Genomic DNA, 10,574 nt, shown 5'->3' on the forward strand with positions numbered 1-10,574 from the left:
TGGATAAATGTCCAGTTTGCCGTATTAAAATTCGACAGATAGACTAGGCGCTCCGTATTCTGTCCCATCAAATTAGAATGAGTTGCCATGAACGAACGTCGTGCCTTGGGCTTTGGCCTTTCCGCAGTACTGCTGTGGTCAACGGTCGCTACTGCTTTTAAGCTGACCCTTGCTGAGTTTTCACCGATTCAAATGCTGACCATTGCCAGTATTGTGTCGTCGATTGCGCTGATCGCAGTCTGCGCCTTTCAAGGTAAGCTCTCTCAGCTGAGTACAACGTTCCTTTCAAACCCTTGGTATTACCTGCTGCTCGGCTTGGTTAACCCATTGGCTTATTACCTGATTCTATTCAAAGCCTACGACCTGCTGCCCGCTTCTCAAGCTCAAGCCATCAACTACAGCTGGGCTATCACGCTAACCTTAATGGCGGCGGTTTTTCTGGGGCAAAAGATTCGTAAGCAAGATTGGATTGCGTGTACCTTCAGCTATGCGGGTGTGGTAGTTATTGCCACCAAAGGCGATGTGTTAGGCATGCAGTTCGATAGCCCACTCGGTGTGGCACTGGCGCTGCTTTCTACTCTGCTTTGGGCAGGATATTGGATTCTCAACACCAAAAACAAGGCTGACCCAGTGGTTGGCGTACTGCTTGGTTTCTTAGTGGCATTACCTTTCGCGATCGGTTTAACCCTTTTTGAGGGCGAAAGCTTTAGCCAAATTACGGCGAAGGGTTGGATGGCGGTGACTTACGTTGGTCTGTTCGAGATGGGCATTACCTTTGTATTATGGTTATCAGCACTCAAGCTAACCAACAATACGGCGCGTATCAGCAACCTAATTTTTGCCTCGCCGTTTATCTCGTTGATGCTACTTTCCACTATTATCGGCGAAGAGATTCACCCAGCGACCCTGTTTGGCTTGGTACTGATCATTGCCGGCCTTGTTATCCAGCAGATCAAATGGGGAAAGAAGAAAAACAACCTCAGCCCTGAAAGTTAATGCCCAGAAAGATTAGGATTATCGCACTACGCGACTTCCCGAATTATCAACGATAACAAGCTTTGAATACAAAAATGGCGAGTCCTATGACTCGCCATTTTTATGTAATTTAAAATCTAATGGATAGGCTCAAAGCTTAAACCCACTGGCCTGCTGCAAAGCCAGAGCTCCAGCACCATTGGAAGTTATATCCTCCTAACCAACCTGTTACGTCCATTACTTCACCGATGAAGTAGAGGCCAGAAACCGTCTTACATTCCATGGTTTTTGAAGATAGATGATTGGTGTCCACACCGCCTAGAGTCACTTCCGCTGTTCGGTAACCTTCCGTGCCGTTTGGTGCAATTTTCCAGTTCTCTAGATGCTCTACAATGTCATTCAGCTGCTTTTCGTTGAACTGCTTAAGCGGCTTGTCTTCCAGCTCTTTACGATCAATCAACACTTCCACAAAACGCTTTGGTAATGCTTTCGCTAAGGTGTTTTTCAGGCTCTGATTTGGGTGCTTCTCGCGAGAGTTAGCCAGCAACTCAGCCACATCCACTTCTGGTACTAGATTAATCGAAACCGATTGACCCGCTTTCCAGAAAGAAGAAATTTGCAGTACTGAAGGACCCGATAGGCCGCGGTGGGTAAACAGCAACGCTTCTTTGAACAAGGTTCCGTCTTGCGCGGTGATCTCGGCAGGAATTGCGATACCAGAAAGCTCTGCGAAAGCTTCTTTATCTTCTTTATGTAGAGTGAATGGCACTAAGCCTGCGGTAGTTGGTATCACAGACAAACCAAATTGCTCGGCAATCTTATAGCCAAATGGCGTTGCGCCCAGCTTAGGCATCGACAAACCACCTGTCGCGACAACTAGCGAGTCACACTCAACTTCGTCGGTATTGAGGTGCATCTTGAAGCCAGCATCTGTTTTTTCGATAGAGTGAACATCACAACGGTAGCGTTGTTCGACTTTCGCTTGCTTACACTCGTCAAGCAGCATGCTCACAATGTCTTTTGCGGTGTGGTCATTGACACAGAACAACTGGCCGTGATCGCGCTCTTCGAACTCAATGCCGTACTTGCTGACCATCGAGATAAAATCCCAGTTGGTGTATTGAGATAAAGCTGACTTCACGAAATGAGGGTTGTCACACAGGAAGTTGTTGGCTGAAACATCATAGTTAGTGAAGTTGCAACGACCGCCACCTGAGATTAAAATTTTTCTGCCTGGTTTCTTTGCATGATCAACCACCAGCACTCGTCGGCCGCGTTTACCCGCTTCCGCAGCACACATTAAGCCTGCGGCGCCCGCACCAATTACGATTACATCAAATTTTTCACTCATGTGGTTCTGCTTTTCTTCGCTTTTGCAGCCCGAGTACACCCTGTTCTCGAAATGCCATCAATAAAAAAGGATGTGCATAAACAGCACATCCTTACTAATTGCTCGCTATTTTAGCGGCAATTTTAAACTTTGCAATTGATGTTCAATTGTACAATTTGCAGACAGCAGCAAAACCACTATTTGGCTTAGCGAACCAACAACCAAAGCTTCACACCAAAACCTAGGCTTTACTTCTCACGGACTAAAAAAATTTAGACGATGAAAGAAGAGAGCAAGGTTACACCTAACAGAGCGGAAGAGAGTATGAATAACTGTCTTACACGATCGCACTTCGAAGTAAAAATTTCGTCATGATGATGATGATACTCTTTGCTTTTGATGTAACTGAACAGGCGAACCTGTTTGGTCATATTGCCATGGGTTGTGAAAAAACCGCCTCCGTCTACTTGTTGATAAAGTAGAGGATGCGCTTCTCGCATAATATAAATGAGCGTTCTTAGCGCAGTAAAATAACGCGCCCAGTTCACGCAAGTCACAACCATTAGTGCAAATAGAATAGTGTCGCCGCTGATCATCCTTTCCTCCCTACATCTTCATAAGAAAACTCAAAAGAAAAAGATAATCAGTGTCTTTCCCGTACTACCTAAACGGCAGGAGCTTCCATAATTGAAGATGAACCATCTTTTGCCAATTGCGCTAGGTCTTTATCAATAAAGAACAGTGCTTTACCGTCTTCACCAACAAGCTCTAGCTTATCCAATACACCTTTAAACAACTTCTCTTCTTCGTGTTGCTCTGCAACGTACCATTGCAGGAAGTTAAAGGTTGAGTAATCTTGTGTGCTGAAAGCAACGTGAGCCAGTTTGTTGATCTTTTGAGTAATCATTTGCTCATGTTCATAAGTTTCACGGAACACAGCACCAAGGCTATCAAATTCATGTTTTGGCGCTTCAATCGCACCTAGAATTGGCATTGCACCTGTTTCACTTACGTAAGTGAAAAGACGCTGCATATGTTCCATTTCTTCTACTGCATGAACACGCAGAAACTCTGCTGCACCTTCAAATCCTTTGTCTTCACACCAAGCACTCATTTGTAAGTATAGATTGGATGAGAAAAATTCTAGGTTAATTTGATCATTCAGTTGCTCAACCATAGTTTTTGACAGCATTTAAGACTCCTAATTACATCCTCAATTTTCTCTACTATATCACTATTTAATGAATATCTCGCAGGCCATTAGTTAACCAATATTTCGAGCTGTCATTACGCAAGACAGTGGATATGAGATCACTTCAGCAAAAAAAACCATCGCATAGTGCTAATCTTAAATCAGACAATGAATAAAGGAGGTAGCGATATGAGTTACAAACATATTTTGGTCGCGGTCGATTTATCAGAAGACAGCAAATTAATTGTGGATAAAGCGGTAGCATTGGCTAAGCCATTGGAAGCCAAAGTCTCTTTTATCCATATCGATATTAACTACGCAGAGCTGTATACCGGCCTGATTGATATCAACATGGCCGAAACCCAGCACAACGCGATGGAAGCGTCTCGTATTCAGCTGCAAAATTTTGCGGAGCACGCCCAATACCCGATCACCCATACCCTAGTAGGCAGTGGTGATTTGAGTCATGAGCTGTGTGACACCATCAACGAGTTCAATGTTGATCTCGTGGTTTGCGGTCACCATCAAGACTTTTGGAGCAAGCTGCTCTCTTCAACACGCCAACTGATCAACGCCTCTCCGGTTGATATGCTGGTCGTGCCTCTAAGAGATTCAGAAGACTAATGATTTAAGGTTAGGTAACATACAGCTCATATCTTATTAACGAAGTTTTACTATGAGCTATTTAGCTGGTGTTACCCTCCTATGGGCCTTCTCCTTTAGCCTGATCGGCGTTTACCTTGCGGGTCAGGTTGATTCTTGGTTCTCTGTTTTAATGCGTGTTGCCCTTGCTGGCGTCGTATTTCTTCCTTTCCTAAAGTTTCGCGGCGTATCGCGTAAGCTGATCGCTAAATTGATGGCAATTGGTGGTATCCAGCTTGGCCTGATGTACTGCTTCTACTATCAGTCTTTCTTACTGCTATCCGTTCCTGAAGTCCTTTTGTTTACTGTCTTTACCCCAATTTACGTCACGCTTATTTATGACTTTCTCAAAGGGCAATTCTCTCCGTGGTACCTAGTGACAGCGGCAATTGCGGTATTGGGCGCGGTATTCATTAAGTTCGCAGGTATTAACGAAAACTTTTTAGTCGGCTTCCTCGTCGTGCAAGGCGCGAACCTGTGCTTTGCTATTGGTCAGGTGGGCTACAAGGTGGTGATGGAGAAGGAATCGACCGAGTTGCCTCAGCGAACCGTATTTGGTTACTTCTACTTAGGGGCGCTATGTGTCGCGTCAGTGGCTTTCATGCTACTAGGCAACCCAGAGAAACTGCCCACCACCACACTTCAATGGGGAATCCTGATCTACCTTGGCTTGATTGCGTCGGGGCTGGGTTACTTTATGTGGAATAAAGGCGCGTGCATTGTGAATGCTGGCGCGCTGGCAGTGATGAACAATGCCTTGGTTCCTGCTGGTCTGGTGGTGAATATCCTGATTTGGAACAGAGATGTCGATTTGGTTCGCTTGTCTATTGGTGGCGCCGTTATCTTATTCTCTTTATTCGTCAATGAGACGTGGGTGAAGAAGCGCGTAGCAAGATCCGCAAGCAACGCTTAGCTGATTTGAACGAGCTATATGAGTCAGCTCGGATAACCCCAAAAAGCAAAAGAGCGACCCAAGGTCGCTCTTTTTAAATCATCGCTGTAGCAATAAACCATTCAAATCAACTTCAGTGGATTTGATTGTGGCTCACTACCTGAGTCTTGGTTTCAGTGAAGGCAACATCATCAAGTTGTAGGTTGATTCGTTCCAATTCACTTTCCAGCTTCTGACTTTTCTTAAACAGCTTTTGCTGCTTCTTAATCATCTTCGCCAGTTTCTTATTGTACTTCTCTTGTTTCTTAGCCGCTTTCTTCGCTTGTTTGAGTTCAGCTTTCTCATCACCGCTCGCCTTCGCCATCAGTTTTTTCAGCTTGGCTTTTTTCTGTGCGGCTTCTTTTTTGGCAAGCTCAGGGGCCATATCAGCGGCGGCTGGATCGAACATTTGTACGCTCGGTTCAATTGCCTCGTTGATTTCCGCAAGCGACAGTTCTGGTGCAGGTAATGTTTCCGCTAGCAGGCCGCATGCGACTTTCTCTTCAACGGGTTTGTTTTGACAACCAAGAGGTGGAATTGCGGTGGGTTTGCATAGATTCGCTTGATCCGCCGAAGAACGCGCGCAAGAACGACACACGAACTTAGGTTCAGTCACCAAGCTGTGGATCTCGCCCAAGTGTTCGGTGATATCTCGACGGTTTAACTTACAAAAGCGTTTAGCCATGCTTCAACTCCAGCTAAGAATAATAATGATTCTTAGTTAGATATACATCTGTAACGCGACTATCGCAAGTGTTAAATGGCAATTTATCGTATTTATGACGGGAAATTTTCTTAGCGTGTATCTAAGTTATTGATGCTTCAATTAAGTCATTGATGCTTTCACATAGACGTCAAAACGGTTCTTTTTGGTTTCGATCGCCATGCTCGGTTTTTGCTCGTCTAACCAAGCTGCGTAATCCGGTCTTTTAACCACAACTCGCTTCGATGCCAACTTCATCGCTGGCTCAAATAGGCCATCAGCATCCAGATCGGCACCCACCAAAGATTGGAATACGCGCATCTCTTTTTTGACCAGAGCCGATTTCTTTTTGTTCTCTGGGTGTGGGTACATAGGGTCGAGGTACACCACATCAGGTTGTTCAAAGTCAGGATCGTTACTGAGCTTGTCTAAAGCATCGTGACTGGATGCGTGAATCAACTTCATGCGTTCAGTTACCCAACCACCGATATCTGGGTCTTGTTGCGCTCGCTGCAAGCCATCATCAAGCAGTGCGGCCACAACGGGGTGACGCTCGACCATTTGCACCTTACAACCTAGAGAAGCCAACACAAACGCATCGCGCCCTAAGCCTGCAGTACCATCAAGAATAGTTGGCGTTGCGCCTTTGTTTAAACCAGCTGCTTTGGCAATCGCCTGACCTTTACCACCGCCAAACTTACGTCGGTGACCAACAGCGCCTCCCACTAAATCAACAAAGATAGCGCCAAGCTTGGGCTCATCGACTTTACGTAGCTCAAGTCGCTCACTAGTCAGTACCAAAGCAAAATCGCTGCTTTCATCATGAGATAAGTTCCAGCGGGTCGCTAAGTCATTCAAATGATCGATTTGGGTAGCATCTTCGCAAATCAGTTGTAGTTGCAAGGTCGTCTCCAACAGACAGTAGTATTCAAAACAAAAGAGGCAACCAGTTTACCTGATTGCCTCAACAATACATATTAGCGGTGAAAAGTATTCCCAGCTAAAGTCGGCTTACCTAAACCAATGGCTCTGTCTCTCGCTCTTGTCTTAACTCTTCAACAAGCTCTGCGAGTGGCTTAGGTCGCCCTATGATGTAGCCCTGCGCGTAGTTCACACCCAGTTCGATAAGCTTGTCGATAATCTGGGTATTTTCAACGAACTCAGCCACGGTGTGCTTGCCCATCTGCTTGGCAAGATCATTGATCGAGCGAACCATCACATGGTCCATCTCATTCACATCAATATCACGTACAAACAAGCCATCGATCTTCACAATATCGACAGGCAGCTTTTTCAGATAGCCAAATGACGATAGCCCTGAGCCAAAATCATCCAATGCAATCATGCAGCCAAGCTCTTTGATTCGAGTGAAGAACTTGATCGCCTGCTTCATGTTACTCATGGCCGTTGTTTCGGTGATCTCTAAACAAATCTTATGACACGGTATCGATGAATCGCTCAGGCTATCTATCAAAAATTCGACAAACTCACGGTTACCCATCGAGTGACCGGAAAGATTGATTGAACACATCCCCAGTTCCTCAATAACCTCAGGGCGTTGCTCCAACCAACCCAAGGTTTGACTGACGACTTGGCGGTCAATCAAATGCGCGATGTTATAACGCTCTGAGGCTGGCATGAAGATCCCCGGGGAGATGTATTCCCCTTGGATGTTCTTGATGCGGACCAAGATTTCAAAGTGCATTTTATCGCTGTCTTCATCTAGGCCAAGAATTCGCTGCGCAAACAACTCTAAGCGATCGTTAGCCAAGGCCTCATGCACTAGGTTAACGCACTCCATCTCAAGATGGCGACGACGCAGGTCTTCATCATCTTGATGGTAAAGATGATAGCGATTGCGACCTTCTTCTTTAGCGGCATGACAAGCTGCATCCGCCTGAGCGTGCACCATCTGTGGTGAAGCTGCTGTATGGTCGATCAATCGAATACCGATAGAGCACGTCAGGTTGAGTCGAATATCATCCCACAAGAATGGATTCTCACTCATCATCGAGATAATACTGCGACACACATTCACCGCATCTCGTTCAGTACAGTCTTTCATCAGCACAGCAAACTCATCACCACCCATTCGCGCTAACACCGCATTGTAAGGCAGTACGTCTTCTAGCAGTTTGGCGCTAAACAAGATCGCAGCATCACCCGCTTCATGTCCTGCGGTATCGTTCAGCACTTTCAGCTGATCCAAATCTAGGAACAACATTGCGTGAGTTCGCATGTGGCTCTCAACCTCTTTCAGCGCCTTTTGCAGCTCTTGCTCAAAGTGGTTGCGGTTAAAGGTGTCAGTCAGTAGGTCATAGCGAGCCTGATACTCTAGCTTTTCAGAAAGCTCGTGCGTTTCGGTGATGTCTTCACCCACAATCAACAGCTGATCAGACTCCACCAACGGGCGGATATTTTCACGAATCCAGCTCTTGCTGCCGTCGGCATGGCGATATTCGATATCACGACGCCACACACCACGAATCTTATGCTGAGGTTGCAGCAAGATATGACGAGGAATCATCGCGTTCTCATCAACATAGAATTCTCTAGGGCGATGGCCCAACAACTGATCGAGAGGGTATCCCAAAAGCTCTTCGGCAAACTGGTTCACTTGTTGAATGCGATTATTGCCATCGAGCGTAATCATCATCACCGGCTGTTTGTCGTAATACAGCTTCAAGTTTGCTTCACGTTGGAACAGCTTATTCTCAGCAAGCTTACGTGAGGTCACGTCGCGCGCCTCAAAGAGAAACTGAATGTCTTCGTCTTCACTGCCCGGCATCGGCTTCAATGAAATATCCAACACCATCGCACCGCGATCTCGACACCACACCTCGGCTTCAAATCGTAAGGCTGGGTGCTCACTTTTTGCGATGAAATATTCGGCTAGCACTTCTCGCGCAGAACTTTCCCAATGTTGGTGTTGTTGCAGCGGCGTTCCCAGTTTATAGCCTTGATTATAAAGCAGCTCATGTAACTTGCTGTTACTCGACAGCAGCACGCCACCCTTATCAATGATGCCCATAAATTGCAGGCTCTGATCAAATATCGACTCCAACAGTCGTTGGCTTTGGCGACTTGCACGTTCGCTCTTCTTCAGACGGTTAAGGTAATACACCAACACCGCGATAACACACGACATGCTCAAGAACATTAAACCGATGGTGCGAATTTCATCGCGATAGCGCATTAAGAATGACTTCGGCTTATTGAGGAAGGTTACTGAGGCTTCATTCTCTGCACCCAAATCCCAACGTGAGATCTGTTGGTAATCGAGTTTGATTTCTGGCGCGCCAGCAACCACCAATGGCAATGGAGCCTTAGGATTGTTCAGCACGCTCAACAGCACGCGCCCCGTGTCTCGACCTTGCGTTTCTCCACTGTGGATCACGCCACCAATCGCACCAAACCCAAGTCCTAAATCATGCACAATATACAATGGCATCTGAGTTTTTTTGTTGAGCTGACGCCAGTCTTCTTTGCTGCTGACCCGACCATTGATGTCGCGGTAGTAGGCCCAGAACAACAAGCTTTTAGTTAGATCAGCGCGTTGCGCGAACGTCATCAGTTCTTGATAAGAATCAGGCGTATATTGCTCCACCATCCCAGAAAACTCAGGGCGTTTTTGTAGAAATAAATCCACTTGAGCGCGAATCGCTTCACCCGTTACCGAGTGATCGGTAACCACGTAAACTTTTTTAACCGTCGATTGAAGTCGATTGATCAGCTCAATATTGCTCGCCATATCAATATCTTCAGTGATACCGGTTGCGTGCAAGCCTTCAATCATTTGCGGAGAAAAATTGTTGATGCCACCAAAAATAACGGGCGTGCCATTGAGTTCGGGCGCTAAGCGTTTCATCAGATTGAGGGCGTTATTATCACTGACGACTACAGCGGCAAACTCTTCATGCGACAGCTTAGTGCGGTATAGCTGATAAATTCGCTCTAAGTATTCAGCGTTTTGAGTTCGCTTGGTATCGAGATAAACAACCCGGTAAGATAACCCATCGCGATCGAGCTCATCAGATAGTCCTTTATGGAAATCATCTGTCCAGAAAAAGCCTTGATGATAAGAGTGAATAACCAACACATCTTTTGCCTGAGCTGAAGCAAAAACACTCCAACACATCACAATAAAAAATAACGAAAATCGCACTGAATTCACCCTAACCCTATAGTTACTGCTAATATTATCACCCTTGGCTATGATGTGTACTCAAGCCGGTATGTTTTTCATTCAACCTAAGGATTATGCATGTCCACAACCACAGCTCGTCTAGATGATCTAGACCGTGCCATTCTCAAAACCTTGATGGAAGATGCACGAACTCCTTACGCTGAAATGGCAAAGCAGTTCGATGTCAGCCCTGCGACGATTCACGTTCGCATCGAAAAGATGAGATCGGCAGACATTATCGAGCGAACGGAAGTTGTGGTAAACACCAAAAAACTGGGTTACGACGTGTGTTGCTTTATTGGCATCAACCTTAATGCTGCCAAAGATTACCACTCGGCGATCGCTAAGCTGAATGCCTTAGACGAAGTGGTTGAGGCGTACTACACCACTGGTGCTTACAATATCTTTGTAAAGCTGATGTGTAAGTCGATAGAAGAGCTGCAGTTTGTATTGATCGATAAGCTGCAAGCGATCGATGAAGTTCAGTCGACAGAGACACTGATTTCATTGCAGAACCCTATCAACCGCAATGTGAATCCATAACATTGATTCGCCTTGCTTGGCATAACGCACAGACAAAAAAAGAGCCTCTAACTGAAGTGACCCCGTAAAGTT

10 protein-coding genes are annotated in these 10,574 nt (G+C 45.9%); 4 read left to right on the forward strand and 6 right to left on the reverse strand.

Going from position 1 to position 10,574, the window contains the following annotated elements; all coding sequences use genetic code 11:
* Positions 1–87: 87 nt before the first annotated feature.
* A complete protein-coding gene (locus AB4274_RS17465) occupies positions 88–996 on the forward strand; it encodes a DMT family transporter (protein WP_017063048.1) in 909 nt (302 codons plus the stop codon).
* A 136-nt stretch (positions 997–1,132) separates the two neighbouring features.
* On the opposite strand, the gene AB4274_RS17470 is transcribed toward AB4274_RS17465, so the two are convergent.
* The 3 genes from AB4274_RS17470 to ftnA form a co-directional block, all read right to left on the reverse strand.
* Positions 1,133–2,326 carry an NAD(P)/FAD-dependent oxidoreductase gene (locus AB4274_RS17470; RefSeq protein ID WP_372112743.1) on the reverse strand — a complete coding sequence of 398 codons (1,194 nt, stop codon included), beginning with the start codon at positions 2,324–2,326 and terminating at the stop codon, positions 1,133–1,135.
* A gap of 251 nt (positions 2,327–2,577) precedes the next feature.
* Positions 2,578–2,901: a universal stress protein UspB gene (gene uspB, locus AB4274_RS17475; RefSeq protein ID WP_102541746.1), complete on the reverse strand. Its 324-nt coding sequence runs from the start codon at positions 2,899–2,901 to the stop codon at positions 2,578–2,580.
* Positions 2,902–2,969: 68 nt separating this feature from the next.
* Positions 2,970–3,497, reverse strand: coding sequence for a non-heme ferritin (ftnA, locus tag AB4274_RS17480; protein ID WP_004735556.1), 528 nt, complete (start codon positions 3,495–3,497; stop codon positions 2,970–2,972).
* A 189-nt stretch (positions 3,498–3,686) separates the two neighbouring features.
* Here ftnA and uspA point away from each other — a divergent pair, with 189 nt between their 5' ends.
* Positions 3,687–4,121 (forward strand): universal stress protein UspA, encoded by a 435-nt coding sequence (uspA, locus tag AB4274_RS17485; RefSeq protein ID WP_017060149.1) that lies wholly within the window; start codon positions 3,687–3,689, stop codon positions 4,119–4,121.
* A gap of 52 nt (positions 4,122–4,173) precedes the next feature.
* Entirely contained in the window at positions 4,174–5,052 is an 879-nt protein-coding gene (locus tag AB4274_RS17490) for a carboxylate/amino acid/amine transporter (RefSeq protein WP_372112744.1), read from the forward strand.
* A 112-nt stretch (positions 5,053–5,164) separates the two neighbouring features.
* Here the strand turns inward: AB4274_RS17490 and AB4274_RS17495 are convergent, their stop codons facing one another.
* The 3 genes from AB4274_RS17495 to AB4274_RS17505 all read right to left on the reverse strand — a co-directional run bounded on the left by AB4274_RS17495 (position 5,165) and on the right by AB4274_RS17505 (position 9,911).
* Positions 5,165–5,755, reverse strand: coding sequence for a hypothetical protein (locus AB4274_RS17495; protein ID WP_017060147.1), 591 nt, complete (start codon positions 5,753–5,755; stop codon positions 5,165–5,167).
* A gap of 141 nt (positions 5,756–5,896) precedes the next feature.
* Positions 5,897–6,676 carry a class I SAM-dependent methyltransferase gene (locus AB4274_RS17500; protein WP_017063046.1) on the reverse strand — a complete coding sequence of 260 codons (780 nt, stop codon included), beginning with the start codon at positions 6,674–6,676 and terminating at the stop codon, positions 5,897–5,899.
* 112 nt (positions 6,677–6,788) lie between these two features.
* On the reverse strand, positions 6,789–9,911 hold the full coding sequence (locus AB4274_RS17505; RefSeq protein ID WP_372112746.1) for an EAL domain-containing protein: 3,123 nt from the start codon (positions 9,909–9,911) through the stop codon (positions 6,789–6,791).
* A 126-nt stretch (positions 9,912–10,037) separates the two neighbouring features.
* Between AB4274_RS17505 and asnC the strand changes: the two genes are divergently transcribed.
* A complete protein-coding gene (asnC, locus tag AB4274_RS17510) occupies positions 10,038–10,502 on the forward strand; it encodes a transcriptional regulator AsnC (RefSeq protein ID WP_008218581.1) in 465 nt (154 codons plus the stop codon).
* Positions 10,503–10,574 lie beyond the last annotated feature (72 nt).

Origin of the sequence: Vibrio sp. 10N.261.55.A10 (assembly GCF_041470825.1) — a bacterium.
Taxonomy (GTDB): domain Bacteria; phylum Pseudomonadota; class Gammaproteobacteria; order Enterobacterales; family Vibrionaceae; genus Vibrio; species Vibrio crassostreae_C.

Excerpts from the sequence above, each read along its gene's own strand:
- AB4274_RS17465 (WP_017063048.1), top strand. The coding sequence starts at position 88 with ATGAACGAACGTCGTGCCTTGGGCTTTGGCCTTTCCGCAGTACTGCTG.
- AB4274_RS17470 (WP_372112743.1), bottom strand. The coding sequence starts at position 2,326 with ATGAGTGAAAAATTTGATGTAATCGTAATTGGTGCGGGCGCCGCAGGC.
- uspB (WP_102541746.1), bottom strand. The coding sequence starts at position 2,901 with ATGATCAGCGGCGACACTATTCTATTTGCACTAATGGTTGTGACTTGC.
- ftnA (WP_004735556.1), bottom strand. The coding sequence starts at position 3,497 with ATGCTGTCAAAAACTATGGTTGAGCAACTGAATGATCAAATTAACCTA.
- uspA (WP_017060149.1), top strand. The coding sequence starts at position 3,687 with ATGAGTTACAAACATATTTTGGTCGCGGTCGATTTATCAGAAGACAGC.
- AB4274_RS17490 (WP_372112744.1), top strand. The coding sequence starts at position 4,174 with ATGAGCTATTTAGCTGGTGTTACCCTCCTATGGGCCTTCTCCTTTAGC.
- AB4274_RS17495 (WP_017060147.1), bottom strand. The coding sequence starts at position 5,755 with ATGGCTAAACGCTTTTGTAAGTTAAACCGTCGAGATATCACCGAACAC.
- AB4274_RS17505 (WP_372112746.1), bottom strand. The coding sequence starts at position 9,911 with ATGTGTTGGAGTGTTTTTGCTTCAGCTCAGGCAAAAGATGTGTTGGTT.
- asnC (WP_008218581.1), top strand. The coding sequence starts at position 10,038 with ATGTCCACAACCACAGCTCGTCTAGATGATCTAGACCGTGCCATTCTC.